The organism is Paenibacillus sp. Marseille-Q4541 (genome assembly GCF_018310695.1).
Classification (GTDB): domain Bacteria; phylum Bacillota; class Bacilli; order Paenibacillales; family Paenibacillaceae; genus Paenibacillus.
The window spans coordinates 44889-63194 of sequence record NZ_JAGXCY010000021.1 but is presented as its reverse complement, the minus strand read 5'-3'; the positions used below and the strand labels follow the sequence as shown (position 1 = coordinate 63194).

Here is an 18306-nt window from a genome sequence, read left to right as displayed (position 1 = left end):
ATCCAGCTATCTTAGCAGGTCGTTAAGCCCTTTCTTTCCTATTGATTCAGTATCAATTAAGTGAACAATTCTCTCGGGCTCGTCAGCAAACCAAACAAAGGAGCCCCACGCAATACTACTCTGTACCTTACGGTAAGCAGCGTCAGATCTAGATGCAAACACAGTAACAAATGTACATTCTTGTTCTGTTAAATCACTCGCTTCAGCGAGAGCAAGCAAGTCTCTTTTCCTACTGTTTGAGATAGGCCCATCGGAATGGACGATTTCAATAAATACTAGTCGGAAACCAGAAGAACCTGTCTCAGCAATTATGAGGTCTGGGAGAGTTTTTTTCGGATTAATTGCAAGCTTTAATCTTTCGAGAAGTTTTCCAAATTGCCAGTGTACTTTTTCAGATGATTCGCTAATAAGTAAGACTTCAGGTTTCTCCATAAAGTTGTGTGCAAAAACTTCTACAGCAGCCTTCGTCAGCACCGAACTCTTGCCAGGAGACATTGGATGTTTGATGTGTCCAAACTCCACAAAAATTTCGCTTCGCAACTCCTGCTCTCTTAATCCCTGAAGGATAAGTGCCCCTTTAGCCAAATGTGCAGTTCTCCATATTGCTATCAACTCTTCCAGTTCGTCTCCCTCAAGAAAAGGATTTAGTAGATTCGCAAAATCCCGTGCTAAAAAATAGCGTGGTTTAGATGAAGTTGTTGGAACACCCGCTACTTCTTCTACTGCGCCAATCTCTCTTAATGATGAGATGGTGTCGTCTCTAATGGGCTCCCGAGTATTTTCGCTGTACCATCTCTCCGGATCATTGGGCTTTTTCGGCCCCAATACAAGCGCTCGCCACGTCTCTCTTGCCGATCTTGTCTGTTCCATTGACTGTCTATCAGTCATTACAGTTACCATCGAAGGACGTATTCTTCCAGCCTCTCCTTCAATTGCATAAGCATATAACATTACAAAGATAGTACGGGCAGCTGTAATATTTCTAGCGTGATTTGCGTTCTCCACATTATCAGGAATGATAGTGATTAATCTGTCTTTAATGAATTCAACATTTGGTAATGCGTCCTCATACCAAATTTCCATAATATCCCTCCACATTCAATAGTCTGAGTTTAACATAAAGGAATAGTTTCTGCAATGTAATTTTAATACCTTCAGATAAAAATAAATTCTTCAGACAATACAGTCGGCAAATTTTCATCTCCATTTTATAATTAGCCTTCAAACCCCAAGGCGACATTCAACTCCTGGTGATCTCAGAAACAATAATTCACGTCCACGAAAAAGAGCGCCCCGTACACCAAGTACGAGTCGCTCTCACTTTAAAGGAGACATTAAATCCCTTATTTATACAGTAATGACTTATTTATAACAATAGAATAATATGCAATCCAATTTACATTTGAAAAAGATTGGGCTGATGGTCCTCCGGCTGTAGAGGGGAGCCAAATTGAACTTGCTATAAACTAAGTCTCTGAGTTGACCGAGCCATTTCACTTTTCACTCGAAGCCCTTACAGCTTCAAAAGCCAGCAGCAGTCGACCAGCTAAACACAAAAAACAATCCATACAAAATTAAAATTGCCGGTTTACTTCTTCTCTACAAGCGAGGTCAAACATTATGGACTTCGTGTAACATCTACCCCCTCTATATACATGCAAGACTTTATTAAGATTTTTCTTAAGTATCATTCTATTCCTATAACGCGTGCGCCTCCCAACGCGGCGATATCGTCATGATAAACAACCTAATATCGCATGCGACTTTAGTCCCTTATAAAGGTCTATATCCATAGACTCCATATATTCCCTGTGTTAAAATGATGAATACTGTTGTTATTTGTAAAATGGGATGGAGCGGTCATAAATATGCAACTAATTAAACTTGTAATCAAAGGTTTTAAGAAATTTTCTGAGGAAACTACTTTTGATTTTTCTCAAGCTAAAAATACAAACACTATAAGCGGTAAAAATGGTTCTGGTAAAACAACTATAGCGGACTCCTTGCTTCTTGTACAACAAGCATATTTTTTCCAAAAACTTCAAAGTAAATTTCCTGAGAGCAACTTCACATTTAACGCAAAAGAATTCTTCTTAAGTAAATTGAACGATACGTTATGCGCAAGAACCGCTGCTATAACAGTAGATTTTATTTTAGAGGATACTACTGTCGTTGTAATCACACTTAATGCGGAGGTAACTCCCGATACAATCAATTGGAATTTATCTATAAGCCCAGAGGACGTGGAAAAGTTAGATCAATATTGGAATCTAGAGAATCCCACAGAAGTAATTGTCTTTATCGAATCCAATAAGCACTATAATGAAACAAATACACCCTTTTCCGAATTAAACATTACCACAAGAAATGAACTGGCTCTAAGTAGAGAATCCTGGTTAACACTGAATATGATATTCTCGCCACGCGAGACGTTCCATTTACTTTATAAAAATTTATTAATGGATTATGCATATGAAAGATTGATACCAACTAAAGGAAAACAGGATTTATATTTCAAGCTAGCAACATTGCTCTTTAAACAACTCTTCCCTCACATATCTTTTTCCAACTTTTCTTTAAACAATTTTAGACCCGATGAAATTGTTAATTTGGTTACAAATAGTGAAACAGGTGGGAAAAAATATGATATGCGACACCTTAGTGCTGGAGAGAAGACTGTCTTCTATTTGTTCCTTTATTTAAACTTGGTAGGACGAATAAGTATTTTACTGGTCGATGAACCAGAGAATCATTTACACGAGGATCTAATCTGCAAATTTGCCAAACTACTAAATCAGTTATGTAACAATGAAGAGACCTATATACAAACCATAAAAAAAATGCCGGGATCCGCTTCTCTTGTTTCGAAAGTGAATTCATACCTACCAATTACTTCGTCCAACAAAATTTCGCAAACTTTCTTTTTTACACACTCAAAAGTGCTAATTATGTCGTTATTTAATATCGGTAGTAATTTTGCCTTAGAAAATACAGGTTTAACCCTGCTGCAATATGAGACTTGTGAAAAGAAACTAAGAGAATTAGGAGTTAGTAGCCTATATAGTAAGATTCTCTTTGTTGAGGGGGAACAGGAAATTGAATTATTAACCCCAATGTGTCAACAGCATAATGTTACAATTGAAAAAATCGGAAATTGTGAACGGCTAATTGAAATTTACACTGGAATTAAAGAGGTTGAGCAACATATCCATAATCAACACTTTGTCTTTTTATTGGATCGTGATGTTACTAACGATGAAAGAGTGCAAGCTTTTATTGATAATCCAGAGTTTATCTTACTAGGTAGACATGAAATTGAGAATTACCTTCTCGACAATGACGTTTGGTTAAAAGCTGCAAAGAATCTAGCGGCAGAACCCGATTCGATAACTCATGAAATTATATCGACAATATTGAAGCAAGTTGCCGATCAACAAATACCCACACTAAAGAAACTTTATCTCAATAATAAAGTTAGAAATGATATACTTGACTATCACATTAACGTAAAACACCGCGATATACCGGTTGATACGGAGGCTAGTTATACGAACTATATCAATAATCTACTAAGTGAGGATCAAATTAACTCATTAAAAGACTCTGCAATTCAGCGTTTTCAAGAATCGGAAGCAAAATATGACCAAAGTAGCTGGGACTGGATCTGCCTCTGCCCAGGTAAACAAGTACTCAACATTGCCTCTACTGAAGTCGGAAGAATACTAGGTATAACTCAGGAAAGATTTAAAAAGGAGCTTCTAAAAGTTTCACTGTCAGAACCGTCATCTCCCTACAATATACTACTGAATCTTATAAAACAGAAACTATCCATAAATTAAGTCATCCTAAATAATAGATAAGCAGAGCTACCCCTGCTTATCTATTTTATTTATAAAATATTCACATTCATTTTTTTGATGAATATTATCATTAAATGTTTTGTCATCAACATCACAGCCTTCAAACCAATATTCAATAGCATCATATGCATACTTAAGTAATTCGGAGAGCCGTTTCATTTCTTCTTTTGAAAAATTTAAGTCACTCAATCAAATCCCCCCGATCGCTACTGCGAAAATGATCTTATACACCCTTATACAGCCTTATGCACACATTAAATTTTTAATACCATCTTTCCCTTTCGAAAGGAAGATAAAACGAAAGGTTAAATAAAAACATATAAATCGGGAGATTAGCCCTTATTTTCCGATCCACCTATTCGTTGGATTTAGATTTTTGCAGAAGAAAGAATTTCACTTTCCTTTAAAACTATATAACTTATAATAAACCAAATTTCATTTTTATATCATATCTTTGAATACGAATGATGGAGGTAATCAAAATGAATGAAGTACAAAAAGGGCTGCTATCACTGTTCGAGTCAGCCTTCAATTCCGAAGGCGACATTCATTTCCTAGCAATCTCAGAAACTCAAATTCAATGTGGCAAAAAAGAGCGACCCGTACACCAAGTACGGGTCGCTCTTACTTTTAAAGAAGGAGACACAGTAAACCCTTATTATGACGGGACAGATTTGTTTGTAACGATGGACGAGGACAGCATCCAATTCACTCTAGAAAAAGATTGGGCAGATGGGCCTCCAGCTATTGAAGGAAGTCCCATTGAGTTTGCACTGGGCTGGGTATTAGAACTGGCTGAGCCATTCTATGTTTCGCCTGAAGCCCTTGAAGCAGCAAAAGCTAACAACCACCCCCGCTACGGGGATAGCCCACAAGACAATAGTCATCAGGAGGAACCAGAAAAATGATCGATCTAACATCTGATACACATTGGGCAAACCTACTAAAGAATAGCGATATTCCTAACGACTGCCTTACATTCATCCACAATTACATGCAACAACGTCGCTCCGCACTTGAAGATGAAGTCTTCCCGCCGCCTGGTCAATGGTTGTTCATTCTGGAAACCACCGATCAGCTTACTCCCATTCAGCACGATCAAGCAGCCTTCTCCTGCTCGGCAGGTAAGTATTACCCTGAATATATCGAACGATATACCTTTAATGATGACCAAACCCTATATAAAATCTTCGTCATGTTGGACAACGAGTGCAGCATGACGTTTTTTACGTTACATGGCATACATCCCTTGGAAATAGAACAATGGCTCCTAGCAAACTCCGGCTAACCCAATTAAACCACTGAAAGGAGCAATCTTTCAATGTCCCTACAACTCACCGACGCCAAGAAAAAATCACTGGTTGCACTTGTAAAAACACACCATGAACTGCACCATAGCCGCTTCCCTTTTGCCAAATATCCCGTTGAGCCGTTGGAGGTTTGGAGGCAACAGTTCGCCGATCCTGCCACTATCGAAGCCGATACACTACGTGCTGCCCTGTCATGGTCTTGTGGCAAATGGCAGCAGAGCAGCCACTACCCATATAAAAAGCTGCATCTGACTGTCATTAGCCATTGGAAGAACTTTGTTGAGCAGTATATACCCGAACCGCCATTTGTCATCTCCTACTGGACAGACTTGCTTGGAAAAGGTGAATACGCCTTCAACACGGTCGCCTTTCTTACTCATCTTCTTTGTTCCGAGCAAATCGAACTTACCGATTCACGCAGCGTCAAAGGCATGAACGACCTGCTCACAGAAGCTGAACTACCAGATGAATGCGTAGAGCTTGAAGATGTTGCTATATCTGTGGAGCATTACACTCACTTCTACCGTCAACTTCTGCCCAAGACACAATCCATCCTCGGCGATCAGGCTTCCTTGAAGCTAGGTCGCTTTTTGTTTGCCTACGGATACCGAGATGTCCTAAGCAAAGTGGCCGAAAGTTCACCGAATCAACCCGAACCAATCATAACGGTGTTGGACTAGGAAACGGTAAGCAGCCAACGGTTCAATCTGAACCTAATTACCGAAAGAGCAAATGCAGATCGCCTGTTTGCTTGCCTCTTACTTGCACTGGACAATCAGCCTGAAAGCCCCGAACAACTAGACATTCAGGACATTATGAATCTGATCCCTTTAGGTAGTGGAGGCATCTGCAATCCAGGTAGCTACAACTATGCCTTCATTGCCTTGCTAGGAAAGCAGAAAGGCAGAGATTACTTTCTGTTTGATGAACCTGCGATGGCTGAGGCATTTACACAACAAGCCAACCAGTCTACGAGAAATATGGGTTTTCACAAACATCATGCCAATCTTACTGTAAAGATAAATCCAAAATACAAAAAATAAATATAACAGTCATGAATCATCCAAAAGTAAAAAGGAACGGGCAAAGAACAACTGCTTCTAAGCCCACTCCTCTATTTTCTACGGTATTGTTCATCTATGTTGTTGAATAGATCATCAAGCATACGCTGCACCAACCTGACATCCTCAAGAGAGCGACTTTGTAGCTTTGATCTCACAATTTCGATATGCTGCTGCTATTTGAGCAGGCTTTCAGTTTTCTCAAAAAGGTCGTCACAGACACCTCCAAAGTATCGACTATTTTCACCAACATCTTCAGTGAAATATTACGGTTCCCCCGCTCAATTTCTCCAATGTAGGTGTCTTGTGATTTTGCTCTTTCTGCAAGCTCCACCTGAGACAGTCCCATTTGTGTCCGCAACGTCTTAATTCTGGCACCTACCAGCGTCAATAGATATAAGCTTAATAGGCGGAGACATATCTCATAGTTTTTCGCTATTTTCTTATTCTCAAAATTGATTTTATCGTAAAATACACATCAATAGGATAACCTTAGGAGGTACATTGTAAGTGAATAGATTCCGATATAATTCCATATTTCTTTTTATACTAATATTAACCCTTCTCCCTTTCGGTAGCTTCGCTAACGCCGCTGAAAAGACTGCTACACCTGTAAAGGAAAACTATTACTTTGTCTACAATAGCGCTAAGGTCGACAGTAAAGATCTCGCTGCTATCAAACTGTACATGGCAAAATTCAAGAACACCAATAACATCTCGTTTGACGCCAAGGGTTATGCCACTGCACCTAAGCTTTATGATGCACTGAAAGCCTATCAGAAGAAAGTAGGCGGCAAGGTCGCCGGTGTCCAGATCTTCGGCCTGGCTAGCGACGTGCCTTCCTTCACTTACACCCACAAGATGAAGTTTTTTCTGGGAAACGCCGAATGGAACGGGGTCGAGGAAAATAAGAATGACAAGTTCGTATCCGACTTCCTCTATTCTAACTTCAAAAACGACAGCAAGTACCTGAAGGACGTCTCCGTCTACGGCATCGTTCAGGAGAAGCTTCCGATCAGCGTCATCCCGGAATGGCCCGTCTCCCGCCTGCCTTTAACGAAGGGCGAGATCGCCAAGTACATCGGCAACTATGACACCTACCGTATGCAGACCAAAGGTAAATCTGTTCCGACCGTTGTCCTTTCGGCCCCTGTCGAGTTTCAAAAAGGACTGGACACCGCTCAGGACGACATTGCATTCTTCATGAACCGCCTAAAAGAGAACAAGGAATTCAGCCTTTTTCAAAATACCGACCAACGCATATATTATAAGGATCTGGCTGTGAACTTGGCTAAGGAGAATAAGACTGGAGTAATGGACCTTGTGGTGGGCAGCCGAGGTGACAGCGGTGGGGCTTCCCTGAAAAAAGAAAATATGAAATATTTCTTCGACCGTAAGAGCGTCGCCGGCCTGAATGCGAACTACTATACGGCCTTCCTCTGGAACTTCGACGCCGCTGTGGGTCTTGACGGGAACAGTGTCGTCCATGACGGCCTATTGAAAGGGAAAATGATCAATCCTATCGCCCATACCGTCCCGATGTTCGGCAGGGGTGTCTTTAACTATCTGTGGCTCCACATCCCCACGCCGGAGGGTGAGACGGGGGACGACTGGAACGACTACGTCGCGGTGGATAAGGAGCATCTAGAGTGGGATAATCCATTCTTCTTCGTCTACAAGTACTACGAGGCGATTGGCAGCGGCAAAACCCGCCTGCAGAGCTTCTTTGAGGCTGACGTGGCCTACGCAACCCTGACCGTGGCCAACAAGAACACCTCTCGGTTTTACGGATTTAATGCCATGTATTCCGCGAACAGCTTCGAAAACCTGTTCTCAATGCACTATCTTGGACTGGCCGACTATTAATTGTTTGGGTCTACCGGAATCATCCGGTAGACCCTTCTTTTTTTCTAGAATTACTTCTAGAACCTTACTCTAACAAACAGTCAAAATTGCTAAAGTCTTTGTTGATACATACTTTGTAAATAAATTTGAAAATAAATGTATATTATATATCTGTATAACGCCGAGACGCTCGGCGTGCGGCACGTAGGATCATAGAAAGCACACAGTTAAAATCATTAAGCTACTCTAGCATACAAATACTCTCTTGATGAGCGAATGACTTCAGACAATATAACGAAAGATGCGTGTTGATTTTGGAGAAAAACATCAAATATGCCTTAGAAGATGGATCTTTACCGAAATACAAAGCTAGGAACATCCTAGCAAGACAACTTGCCGAGGATGGAAAATCAACTAAAGAAATTGCCGAGATACTAGGGGTAAGTATTCGAACTGTACAGAGACATCTAAAAATGATGCCAGATATTCATGATCCGGCAAGAAGACTACCGGGCAACAATTATAAGCTTTCAGGAGACCAGATGCGAGCCATAACAACTGCTATCTCCTCACCTCCCACTGAATCTGGATTCTTGCTTTCCGAGTGGACAACTCACATGTTACAACAGTATATATGGGACGAATTTGAGATCATTGTGTCAAGAGAGAAGGCACGGCAATTACTTCAGAGCAATTGTTCTACCACCAAGCAAATACCCTCAGAATGCCGAGCTAAAGACAAAGATCAGGAAGTGGAAGCAAAATAACGATACAGCAATTTGGATATTTGGACACTTGTACTTAGGCACCCAAAATAGGCAGGTAAAATTTAAAAGCAGGAAAAAACCTTTCATTGATGATGATCTATTGATGACCCTGAGGAAATTGAGCAGGCGAAAATTGATTTGACTAAAAAGGCAACACCTCAGATTGCGCTCTGTGCATTGAATTTGAAGACTAACGACCTTCGATGTATCTTCTTAAATCCAATTGCTGATGAAAATAAGCAGGTAAATAAACTCTTCGTCAAAGCTGCGAATCTATCACGAAAGAAACAAGTCATATTTTTAACAACTAGATCGAGCATCATTGGAAAAAATCTAGAAACAAGAAGATACTCTCTCCGAAACAAATCAATTATTCTTGAGTATCTTCCCGCCTCTTCATTCATATTCGAGCCCCTCCGTTCTTTTAGAAGAGCAATTCTAACTAAATTCTCACTTTTAGACCACAAAGAATCCAACGGCATAAAGGAAAGAAGTTCGAAAGCAAAAGAGTTCGGAAAAACAACATATGATGTTTTATCAAAATATTTCGAAGAGAAGAGCACCTTTTAGCGTGTCTTCTCTTTTTTTATTGTTCTGCGACATATTTGATTGTAGCGACATATTTATTTGCATAGAAGAAAATCCAAGAAAATATATGATAATTATAGATTTATTTCATTAAATCAATTCTAATCAAACTAGTTAAGAAACAATTATAGCTTATCAAACAGACCTTCCTTACCAGTCAGATGATTTACAATATTTGTATCCTATTGGATAAAAAAGAGCTCCTTAAAGTAATATTTAATTCAGAAATACTACTGTTCCTTGAAAACTAAAGCGCCGGAAATTATACGCTCTGACCGGGTAGTCGTTTCCAGACACAACAGTCGATATTTGTCGGACTACTATTCATATGGAGGTTTATTCATGACAACCGCTTCTCGTGTAATCAAATTTTTGGAGAATGATGATCTCCTCCAACTACTTCTAACACTCACCCAAGAGCAAGTAAAAAATCAATCATTACAGCTGAATAACCCGAAAAACGCAGCTAAGCAAACCCGTGTCAGCACCTATCAATCTCTAGCATCCGAATATACCCAATTTCTTGATAGTGAGTATCTTGACAATATTGTGCTGAAAATTAATGGAACGGACGGTACTCCCTTCTCATCAACCGGAGGGAAACTTCTTATTGCCGAAGCCAGCCGCCGTCTCGAATCACCACTATTCGGTTCTCGACTCGGCCTCCACGAATGCGAATCCGAACTGAACGTCTTATGGTTTCCACCTGTTCCTATTAACATCAAAAATTTGGGACAGGAGAATTAAGAGATTATTAAAAGAAATGTTATCCGTTACTTCAATGTAGAGCTTGGTCTTATAGTAAACGATGTGAGTTTATCTATCTTAACCGATGGTGCGGGATGGGAAAAATTCTTTTATGAGTGTTATTTTGTCCCAAAAAAGTTCATGGAGATCACCAGGATTTCCGAACAACACCAACCATCTCCTTGTTCAGAATATAAAGAATCCATCATGGATTACATCCAGGAGGGCAAAACGGAGTCGCTCAAAGCCCTTGTCAAGGAACAACTACCTCATCCGCTTGACTTTGAAATAAATCTACCCGACCCGTTTGTTCCGTCTGAGTCGACTGCTTTGTTTATGCCTTTCTTCCATGTCTCCTTAGATGTTGGTCCCGATACAACGGCAACCGCAATCATTCATAATGTCACACAAGGGTATCAGGTACTGGAATGTAAGGAAGTGGATGGCCGTCTGACTTTGCTCTGCATGTCTCATGAAGGCCCATACGCAGAAACAGTGTCAGATATAATCGGCAATATTCGTGAATTACTTAGCCCATATGTCATGCAGTTCTTCAACAAGAATAGCCTGAAACCGCTTAGTCTGGCCTTCATCTTGACCGATTTAGAGCATTAATCACGGACTGTCTGTCGTTTAAAGCTTTATCCATTTCATTTCTGATGGAAAGAACCCCCGGAGGTTCTTTCCAACTAATCTATCAATAAGGAGCATAACTTATGAGCTTTATGATCAATCGCGAAAAAAAACTGCGGAAATCGAATATCCAAGATGGATCTTATCTAGCTGAAATTATTGAAATCAAGCAGGGCAAGTCCGATTGCAACATCTGGCATGTGGAATTCAAGCTTTTGGCAGAAGGAGAGACTATCAGTAACCGTTATGTAGACAACCCTGAAGTTTATGGCGCTTTCGATGCCTTGATAGATGCAGCGCTCGGGATAGACTCGTGCAATGTTGACCTCAGTGAACTCGTTGGGCACTACGTCAAGGTCATTATCGCGAACGAAGGCAGATATACGAATGTCAAAAGGGTCTACAAAGTTAATAGGCAGGACATGGAAGAAATTGAACGCTATCAGGAAGATCATTTGGAGGAAGATGACTCTGACAATGAGCTAGACGATGATGAATTGGACGATGACGAGCTTGAAATCGAAGATGATCTAGAAGACGATTCTGATCCCGAAGATGAACAGCCTCGGAGAAACCGGCTTTCATCCAATTTGGGACGCAGACGGCGGAATGAATTTTAGTTCATACAGAAGCCATCGTTTCAAGGGTGTTCCCGTTTGGAGACGGGAAAATCCCGTTCTTACTCCGATGAATCTACAAGAAGACGCCTGTTAGAGCAAGGAAAACGCTAAAATTCCCGTTTTCACGTGTATTTGCAAAGAAAATTTAAAAAAGAAAAGACAGAGAACAGAAGGAGTAAACAAAATGACGGATACGGGGAATGAGTATTCAAAGGCTGCCATGAATTACTTCTATCCTGAAATCGTGATGGAAAACGGATTCATATGGGAGGATCGCGGCGAAAAGAAAGGCCGCTTAAAAGTGGCCAAAGCAATTCAGATTAACGAAGTACATGAAAATATAGATACAGGAGAGCTCTCCTTCACTATTACCTTTGAATACAATGGTCAGCAAAAAGGGGCTACTCTTAGACGTGCTGATTTCCAAAGAAACAAAATCATTGAGCTCGCGAAGTATGGAGCAGATGTCTACGAACACAATGCCACCCAGATCATCAAGCACCTCAGAAATGAGGAAGCCAAAGCCCCTAAAAACAGGGTCCATCAAAAGCTTGGATGGGACAGGTATGATAATCAGTTGGTCTTTAAACACTATAAAGCCATCGGAATGGATTCAACTTACAGCGGGACATTGGCCATTCAGCCAAAAGGCAAATATGAGAACTGGAAGCAAGCCGTTGAAAAATGGGTGATGGGAAATAGGAATTTGGAGCTTGCGATTCTGATCGGTCTTTCGTCAGCAGTTGTCGGACTAATTAGTTCCGTAACCAAGATTGACAGTCTCATTTTTCACATTTTCGGAAAAAGCACACATGGAAAGACTACTGCGTCCTCCCTAGCCATTTCAACATTTGGATATCCCGAAACGAACAAGGATGGGCTCATGCAGACCTGGATGTCTACCCAAAATGCTATCATCGGAAGTCTAGTTGGCAACTTCGGACTAATTTTCGGTCTTGATGAAATTTCTATGTCTGATAGTCTGGACTTTTCCAACATGGCTTATTATCTTGCAGGCGGAAAAGAAAAGGGACGCCTGGACAAAGAGTCTCGCTTAAAAGAAACCGGAGCCTGGAGCACGACTATTGTATCCAACGGGGAACAGGCACTGACGTCGAAAACGAATCATAACACTGGGATTCACATGCGAATTTTGGAATTGGGCCATATCACCTGGACGAAAGATGCGCAAAGCGCAGATCGTTTAAAAAGTACCATCTTTCATAACTATGGACATGCGGGACCAATACTGGCTGCAAACCTTCTAGATCGAGGACAATCCAAGTTATACAGATGTGGAAGGATTGGAGTCGTCAAATTGTTGAGTCGATGCATGGACAAGGCCACTTTTCCCAAAGAATCGCCAAAAAGTTGGCTATTCTAATGGTTACGGGAGAAATTGCCCAGAATGCTCTTCGGCTTGATTTCGATCTGAAGAGGATTCTGGATCTACTCCTTGAAAATGAAAAGGCCGTAAACGATGAACGAGATATCGGAGCAAAAGCGCTAGACTACTTCTACGAGCAATTCACCATGAATCGTTCAAACTTTAACGAACTGAGGCAGACTAAGAACGCTCATATGGGTACAGACATTCTTGAGAACAGAAAGGTCTTCGGCGGAACTTATTGGAAGTCTGATGAGCAATTTGTATATATTCTTCCATCTGTATTTCGTCAATGGATGAAGGACGGAGGCTTTGAAGACTCCAAAATTATATTGAAAGACTGGAAATTGAAAGGCCTGCTCGATGCCGAAGAAGATCGCTTCACTCGTAAACGGAAAATTCACGATGATTCAACAGCAGTAACTGTGTATTGTATTAGACTTAACCCGGGACAAGCAGCTTCTACCGAGCAATAATGCAAAATCAGAGTAAGTGGGCCCTCTGCGGGAAAACGGGAAATATCCTATAGCTCCGCCGAGTTCCAACGTTTTGCTGGCCAAGCGATCGGCAATCTGGCGTGATTTTCACGCGGGATTCTCCCAGATTGCCTGAGATTACAGAAAAACCACCATTTTCTATGGTTAAATCCGTCTTTGCCATAATTTCATTCATTTAATATATCCATGATATGGAAAATCTATCATGGAGGCGATTCATAGATGAGTAACAAGTATAACTTACAAGCAGTCGATAGCGGTAATCCGAAATGAGCAAAAAAAGCCGACTCCAGCTATTCAGGTCGTCGGTCTCCGCATGGTTAGAGAGGCATCATCCATACTCTACCCAGGAAGGCGGATTCGCAAGCCCCAGGATGCTGCCGATTTGTTTCGCCAGTTCATTGGTGACTGCGACAGGGAAGCCTTTTGCATTCTCTGTCTGGACACCAAGAATGAGCCGACCGCAATCCATTTAGTATCTACCGGGATGCTGAATGCTTCTCTTGTTCATCCTCGAGAAACGTTTAAGTTGGCGGTTCTAGCCAACTCCGCTGCCATTATCGCTTGCCATAATCATCCTTGATCCAAGCCCAGAGGACATTGAAATAACCGAGCGACTACGGGATTGCGGATGTTTGCTTGGCATCGATTTATTGGATCACATTATTCTCGGACATGGCAACTTCACCAGTATGAAGGAGAACTCGCTGATGTAGACATCATCTACTCAGCACAAGCACTACAAGCACAGAACAAGGGGGAAACAGGAATGAAAATCGCAAACTACCGAACCCGCATCTCACGAGATAAGCTCAAGAAAGCACTCTACAATCCAGATATCTCGGCTTGGGAACAAGCTGGGCAAGTCCGTGAAACGCCAGAACAGTATTACCAATCCGCCGTTGAAGCACTTGATGCGATCGTACGCCGAAACCGAGCCATTTAACCTGACAGATGCAACTCCGTGTCTAAACGGGGTGCCGTCCATAAAACAAAAGGGGGAATCCACCATGACTATTCAACGTGCCGCAGCGTACTGTCGATTCTCCAGTGATAATCAAAGAGACGAATCCATTGACGCACAGGTTCGCGCCATCGAAGAATACTGCAAGAGGAACAGCTACAAGCTTGTGAAGGTCTATGCTGACCGTGCCAAAACGGCGACTTCCGACCGCCGCCCTGAGTTTCAACAGATGATCGCCGACAGCGAAAAGAATCTTTTCGATTGTGTTATTGTCCATAAACTTGATAGATTCTCAAGGGATAAATATGACAGTGCCAAATACAAGCGTAAGCTTAAAGTTAATGATGTAAAGCTATTGAGCGTTACCGAAAATCTAGATGGCTCACCAGAAAGTATTATTTTGGAATCACTGCTTGAGGGTATGGCGGAGTATTATTCCAAGAACCTCACCCGCGAGGTCATGAAGGGAATGAAGGAGACGGCGTACCAATGCAGACATACCGGTGGGCTCCCTCCTATCGGTTACGCAGTCGATCCAACCTCAAAGAAATACATTATTGATGAGAATGAACGCGGCATTATTGAAACAATCTTTTCTATGTTCCTTGATGGCTTCGGCTATAACCAAATAATTACGGCACTCCAGGAGAAAGGGTACCGTTCTCGCTACGGAAAACCGATTGGCAAGAACACCATACATGATGTTCTACGTAACGAGAAGTACATGGGTGTCTATATTTTCAATCTGACGGATGGCAAAGATGCGCTTGGCAAGCGGAACAGTAACCGAAAAAAGAATAGTGAGGATGTTATTCGAATCGAAGGCGGAATGCCTGCAATCATCTCAAAAGATGTGTTTCAGCAAGTTCAGGACAAGTTGTCCACGAACAAGCGGAAATCTGGAAGGTATAAAGCGAAGGAATTATATCTTTTGAGCGGCCTGATTGTTTGCGGAGAATGCCTAAACAATCTCGGTTATGAGTACGCCATGATGGGCAACACAAAGTACAGTGGACGCAACAAGCTAAAGTATGTCACCTACCGCTGTGGCAACCGTGATCAATGCAAAGCCTGTAAGAATCCCGAATTGCGCCGGGAATACGTAGAAAGCTACGTCATCGACGAGCTTCAAAAGAAGATTTTTAACGATGATGCCATCCCGCTACTAGCACGGGAACTTACTGATTTCCAGGAAAAGAAAGATGAAACCTCTCAAATGGAAGCCGTAAGGCTCGAAAGGAATCTGCGCGAGGCAAACAAGCAGATTGAAAATATCGTTAGTGCAGTGGCCAGTGGTGTTTCTAATACATCTCTGTTCAGTAAACTGGATGAACTCGAAGACCAAAAGCTGAAACTCGAACAATCCATCATTGAGCACTGTGCAAAAAAGAAAAAAGCACCTATTACAGAAGAAACTCTACGTCAACTGCTTTCCAAATTCAAAGACCATGTAGTCGCTAGGAACCTTCCCGCAATCAAGAAGTTCGTTGCCAGTTATGTTGAAAAAGTAATTGTATACAAAGAACACGTCGAGCTTATCATATCCCTGAAACGCAAAATCCACAACCGGATTCGGTTGTGGATTTAACATATGGAGGCGAGGGGAGTCGAACCCCTGTCCGAAGATAACGCCACATAAGCTTCTACGGGTGTAGTAACAGATTTAATGTCACCCTAGAGACTCCCCGTTACCGGATTCCCTTCAGGTCAGCCTGATTGTCTTCTTCAGCTAGCCGCAGGCGGAGACTAGACAGCGTATCCCACTAAAGTTGAGCCCTTATCCCGGTACATGGGCGATACAGAGTAAGAGCACGCTCACAGGTTATTAAGCTGCGAAAGCGTAGTTGTTTTGTTGTTTGCCGTTTAATAGGCTTTAGCGTTGATGAAGCGGACGCGTCCCCACTACCCGCTACTCATGCTCGAACTATCCCCGTCGAATCCATAAACGCCCCCTTAATAAAAAGGGCTTCTTTGGATAGATCGGATGTAGTATCCTGAGCAAAAGTAGATCTATTCCGCATCCTTTTCCTCCATGGTAAAAGGATGATCAGAAGCAAAAACTTGTCTTCACGAGATCGTACGTTCCTCTCTCGTACAAACTTAGTATATCACAAACATATATATAATGCGACATACGGAACTCTATATCTTGCAGGAAAACAAGGAGATAGATACCATATATAGCTTCATACCATAAACATTAATCTTACCGGGCAATCTTCTGCTTCTCGCGCAGTGCACGCTGAATGTCACGCTGTGCATCCCGCTTCGCTGCGGTATCCCGTTTATCATACTGTTTCTTACCTTTACCAAGTCCAAGTAACAGCTTCGCATACCCATTCTTTATATAAATCTTCAAAGGTACGATCGAGTATCCATCCTGCTTGGATAGTCCAAGTAGTTTGTGGATCTGAGCTTTATGCATAAGCAGCTTCCGTGTTCTTGTTGGATCATCCGGATTGTTACGGTTCCCTTGCTCGAACGGACTGATGTGCATGTTGTGAATATGAATCTCTCCATTACGAATGGTCGCAAAGGCGTCTCCGATATTCGCACGACCGTTCCGCAGAGATTTGATCTCCGTACCGGTTAGCACCATCCCTGCTTCATAGGTATCCTCGATGAAGTAGTCATGGGAAGCCTTTTTATTTTGCGCAAGCACCTTACTGTCATTCTTCGCCATGTTCTCACCTCTTCTCAAGCATACTGATTAACCATCATAGCGTGGACGGTCTTGCCTGTTACTCTTTTCAAATACAATCTTTTCCGGTCTTCATTGTAACAAATTCGCTCACCCAAAATCAAGGTAACAAACCTCTATATGCATTGTAACCCACACAAGCCTTTTTGAAGCATTACAATTCACTTAGGTAATGTCTCCATCAGCCCTATTTTCTACTCCCTTTTCATTGCTGTGAAAATAAATCAAGGCCCGCAGACTCTTGTTCTGCTGGCCTTACCTCTGCTGCTTACCTTCGCTGCATGCACCCGCTCATCTAACGACGAAATACTCTTTTACCCGAATTTCTTTTTGCTGACGGGAAGAAGCATACGTGCCAAGAATAATCTCCAGTGAATGCTTTCCTTCTTTTCCGGATACAATCGGCTCTCGCTGCTCACGAACGGCATAACAAAGGTCACGAATCTGTTCCCGGTGCCCGTCGGGAATGACCTGAAAAGGAGGAAATACGGGGAGCTGTATCTGCTGTCCTTCGACCTCAAGCTGCACAATATCATCTTCTTCAATAATGAGCGAACCTTTTTCTCCATAGATTTCAATCCGCTGTCCCTTGCCTTTGAACGCCGTCGTCGTAATTTCCAGCACGCCCATAGCTCCACTCTCATACTCAAGCATAGTAATCGCGGTATCCTCTACCTCGATGTTCCTAAGTACATTTCGCGCCTTTCCCTGTAATGAAACGACGCTTCCAGCAAGCCATTGCAGCATATCCACCGTATGAATGCCCTGATTCATCATGGCACCGCCGCCATCCATCTCCCACGTTCCCCGCCAGCCAGCACTGTCATAGTAATCCTGACTACGATAGATTTTGACATAAGCAGAGCATAAACTTAACCTTCCAAGTGTACCTTGCTCAATTAATTGCTTTGCATACTTTGCTTGAGGAGACATTCTTCTTGGAAAAATCGTCGCAAGCTGAACTCCCGCTTCACGGCAAGCCTCGATCATCCGGCTCAAACCCGCCATTTCAATGGCCATCGGCTTCTCACAGAGAATATGTTTCCCTGCCTTAGCTGCCTGAATCACTTGCTCTACGTGCAGACCACTGGGAGTACAGATACATACCGCCTCCAGATCTGCTCTCGCGAGAAAAGTATCCAGATCACTGTACGCAGCTGCGCCATATTGCGATGAGAATCTGGCTGCCTGATCCGGGTTGCTGTCACATACGGCAATCAGCTGTGCTTCTGGTACTTTAACCATCTCAGATGCATGGACCTCTGCAATAATACCGCATCCTATAATTCCATACCTCAGCGGTTCTGTAATAGATTCCATCCCGTT

At 42.2% G+C, this 18306-nt stretch carries 20 protein-coding genes, 1 other RNA gene and 1 pseudogene; 16 read left to right on the top strand and 6 right to left on the bottom strand.

The features are described 5' to 3' along the window. Positions 1-6: 6 nt before the first annotated feature. Positions 7-1083 (bottom strand): BsuBI/PstI family type II restriction endonuclease, encoded by a 1077-nt coding sequence (locus KFT32_RS18660; protein WP_211748756.1) that lies wholly within the window; start codon positions 1081-1083, stop codon positions 7-9. 785 nt (positions 1084-1868) lie between these two features. Between KFT32_RS18660 and KFT32_RS18655 the strand changes: the two genes are divergently transcribed. Then, the gene (locus tag KFT32_RS18655; RefSeq protein WP_211748755.1) at positions 1869-3839 is read left to right on the top strand and encodes an AAA family ATPase; all 1971 of its coding nucleotides are present in this window, start codon (positions 1869-1871) and stop codon (positions 3837-3839) included. Between the two features lie 27 nt (positions 3840-3866). On the opposite strand, the gene KFT32_RS18650 is transcribed toward KFT32_RS18655, so the two are convergent. Then, positions 3867-4049 (bottom strand): hypothetical protein, encoded by a 183-nt coding sequence (locus tag KFT32_RS18650; RefSeq protein WP_211748754.1) that lies wholly within the window; start codon positions 4047-4049, stop codon positions 3867-3869. Positions 4050-4342: 293 nt separating this feature from the next. Between KFT32_RS18650 and KFT32_RS18645 the strand changes: the two genes are divergently transcribed. The 4 genes from KFT32_RS18645 (at position 4343) to KFT32_RS18630 (ending at position 6213) form a co-directional block, all read left to right on the top strand. After that, positions 4343-4768, top strand: coding sequence for a hypothetical protein (locus tag KFT32_RS18645; protein WP_211748753.1), 426 nt, complete (start codon positions 4343-4345; stop codon positions 4766-4768). Continuing rightward, positions 4765-5148: a hypothetical protein gene (locus KFT32_RS18640; protein ID WP_211748752.1), complete on the top strand. Its 384-nt coding sequence runs from the start codon at positions 4765-4767 to the stop codon at positions 5146-5148. Before KFT32_RS18645 ends, KFT32_RS18640 begins: the two co-directional genes overlap by 4 nt. Before the next feature lie 33 nt (positions 5149-5181). Beyond that, positions 5182-5850: a hypothetical protein gene (locus KFT32_RS18635; protein ID WP_211748751.1), complete on the top strand. Its 669-nt coding sequence runs from the start codon at positions 5182-5184 to the stop codon at positions 5848-5850. A 135-nt stretch (positions 5851-5985) separates the two neighbouring features. Then, positions 5986-6213 carry a hypothetical protein gene (locus KFT32_RS18630; RefSeq protein ID WP_211748750.1) on the top strand — a complete coding sequence of 76 codons (228 nt, stop codon included), beginning with the start codon at positions 5986-5988 and terminating at the stop codon, positions 6211-6213. A 172-nt stretch (positions 6214-6385) separates the two neighbouring features. Here KFT32_RS18630 and KFT32_RS27710 read toward each other — a convergent pair whose 3' ends face one another. Beyond that, entirely contained in the window at positions 6386-6580 is a 195-nt protein-coding gene (locus tag KFT32_RS27710; RefSeq protein WP_481856351.1) for a helix-turn-helix domain-containing protein, read from the bottom strand. Positions 6581-6741: 161 nt separating this feature from the next. On the opposite strand from KFT32_RS27710, the gene KFT32_RS18620 reads away from it, so the two are divergent. The 11 genes and pseudogenes from KFT32_RS18620 (at position 6742) to KFT32_RS18570 (ending at position 15867) form a co-directional block, all read left to right on the top strand. Beyond that, a complete protein-coding gene (locus tag KFT32_RS18620) occupies positions 6742-8097 on the top strand; it encodes a hypothetical protein (protein WP_211748748.1) in 1356 nt (451 codons plus the stop codon). A gap of 293 nt (positions 8098-8390) precedes the next feature. Beyond that, positions 8391-8843 (top strand): sigma factor-like helix-turn-helix DNA-binding protein, encoded by a 453-nt coding sequence (locus tag KFT32_RS18615; protein WP_211748747.1) that lies wholly within the window; start codon positions 8391-8393, stop codon positions 8841-8843. Between the two features lie 138 nt (positions 8844-8981). After that, positions 8982-9413 carry a hypothetical protein gene (locus KFT32_RS18610; RefSeq protein WP_211748746.1) on the top strand — a complete coding sequence of 144 codons (432 nt, stop codon included), beginning with the start codon at positions 8982-8984 and terminating at the stop codon, positions 9411-9413. 360 nt (positions 9414-9773) lie between these two features. Further along, positions 9774-10178: a hypothetical protein gene (locus KFT32_RS18605; RefSeq protein WP_211748745.1), complete on the top strand. Its 405-nt coding sequence runs from the start codon at positions 9774-9776 to the stop codon at positions 10176-10178. Between the two features lie 141 nt (positions 10179-10319). Further along, positions 10320-10793, top strand: coding sequence for a hypothetical protein (locus tag KFT32_RS18600; RefSeq protein WP_211748744.1), 474 nt, complete (start codon positions 10320-10322; stop codon positions 10791-10793). A gap of 101 nt (positions 10794-10894) precedes the next feature. After that, on the top strand, positions 10895-11431 hold the full coding sequence (locus KFT32_RS18595) for a hypothetical protein (RefSeq protein ID WP_211748743.1): 537 nt from the start codon (positions 10895-10897) through the stop codon (positions 11429-11431). 184 nt (positions 11432-11615) lie between these two features. After that, positions 11616-12815, top strand: coding sequence for a DUF927 domain-containing protein (locus KFT32_RS18590; RefSeq protein ID WP_211748742.1), 1200 nt, complete (start codon positions 11616-11618; stop codon positions 12813-12815). Continuing rightward, a complete protein-coding gene (locus KFT32_RS18585; protein ID WP_211748741.1) occupies positions 12803-13294 on the top strand; it encodes a hypothetical protein in 492 nt (163 codons plus the stop codon). Before KFT32_RS18590 ends, KFT32_RS18585 begins: the two co-directional genes overlap by 13 nt. 337 nt (positions 13295-13631) lie before the next feature. Further along, positions 13632-14031, top strand: a pseudogene (locus tag KFT32_RS18580) (JAB domain-containing protein). Continuing rightward, on the top strand, positions 13947-14261 hold the full coding sequence (locus KFT32_RS27705) for a hypothetical protein (RefSeq protein ID WP_211748784.1): 315 nt from the start codon (positions 13947-13949) through the stop codon (positions 14259-14261). The pseudogene KFT32_RS18580 and the gene KFT32_RS27705 overlap by 85 nt, the downstream one beginning before the upstream one ends. 64 nt (positions 14262-14325) lie before the next feature. Then, positions 14326-15867 (top strand): recombinase family protein, encoded by a 1542-nt coding sequence (locus tag KFT32_RS18570; RefSeq protein ID WP_249435973.1) that lies wholly within the window; start codon positions 14326-14328, stop codon positions 15865-15867. Between the two features lies 1 nt (position 15868). Here KFT32_RS18570 and ssrA read toward each other — a convergent pair. The 3 genes from ssrA to KFT32_RS18555 form a co-directional block, all read right to left on the bottom strand. Further along, positions 15869-16232, bottom strand: a transfer-messenger RNA (tmRNA) gene (ssrA, locus tag KFT32_RS18565). 253 nt (positions 16233-16485) lie between these two features. Beyond that, positions 16486-16962 (bottom strand): SsrA-binding protein SmpB, encoded by a 477-nt coding sequence (gene smpB / locus KFT32_RS18560; RefSeq protein ID WP_211748740.1) that lies wholly within the window; start codon positions 16960-16962, stop codon positions 16486-16488. Positions 16963-17271: 309 nt separating this feature from the next. Next, positions 17272-18300 (bottom strand): Gfo/Idh/MocA family protein, encoded by a 1029-nt coding sequence (locus KFT32_RS18555; protein WP_211748739.1) that lies wholly within the window; start codon positions 18298-18300, stop codon positions 17272-17274. Positions 18301-18306 lie beyond the last annotated feature (6 nt).

Bases quoted from the DNA above. Each gene is read 5' to 3' on its own strand.
- KFT32_RS18555 (WP_211748739.1), bottom strand. From the start codon at position 18,300: ATGGAATCTATTACAGAACCGCTGAGGTATGGAATTATAGGATGCGGT.
- KFT32_RS18635 (WP_211748751.1), top strand. From the start codon at position 5,182: ATGTCCCTACAACTCACCGACGCCAAGAAAAAATCACTGGTTGCACTT.
- KFT32_RS18590 (WP_211748742.1), top strand. From the start codon at position 11,616: ATGACGGATACGGGGAATGAGTATTCAAAGGCTGCCATGAATTACTTC.
- smpB (WP_211748740.1), bottom strand. From the start codon at position 16,962: ATGGCGAAGAATGACAGTAAGGTGCTTGCGCAAAATAAAAAGGCTTCC.
- KFT32_RS18630 (WP_211748750.1), top strand. From the start codon at position 5,986: ATGAATCTGATCCCTTTAGGTAGTGGAGGCATCTGCAATCCAGGTAGC.
- KFT32_RS18605 (WP_211748745.1), top strand. From the start codon at position 9,774: ATGACAACCGCTTCTCGTGTAATCAAATTTTTGGAGAATGATGATCTC.
- KFT32_RS18660 (WP_211748756.1), bottom strand. From the start codon at position 1,083: ATGGAAATTTGGTATGAGGACGCATTACCAAATGTTGAATTCATTAAA.
- KFT32_RS18640 (WP_211748752.1), top strand. From the start codon at position 4,765: ATGATCGATCTAACATCTGATACACATTGGGCAAACCTACTAAAGAAT.
- KFT32_RS18655 (WP_211748755.1), top strand. From the start codon at position 1,869: ATGCAACTAATTAAACTTGTAATCAAAGGTTTTAAGAAATTTTCTGAG.
- KFT32_RS18595 (WP_211748743.1), top strand. From the start codon at position 10,895: ATGAGCTTTATGATCAATCGCGAAAAAAAACTGCGGAAATCGAATATC.
- KFT32_RS18570 (WP_249435973.1), top strand. From the start codon at position 14,326: ATGACTATTCAACGTGCCGCAGCGTACTGTCGATTCTCCAGTGATAAT.
- KFT32_RS27710 (WP_481856351.1), bottom strand. From the start codon at position 6,580: ATGGGACTGTCTCAGGTGGAGCTTGCAGAAAGAGCAAAATCACAAGAC.
- KFT32_RS18600 (WP_211748744.1), top strand. From the start codon at position 10,320: ATGGAGATCACCAGGATTTCCGAACAACACCAACCATCTCCTTGTTCA.
- KFT32_RS18645 (WP_211748753.1), top strand. From the start codon at position 4,343: ATGAATGAAGTACAAAAAGGGCTGCTATCACTGTTCGAGTCAGCCTTC.
- KFT32_RS27705 (WP_211748784.1), top strand. From the start codon at position 13,947: ATGTTTGCTTGGCATCGATTTATTGGATCACATTATTCTCGGACATGG.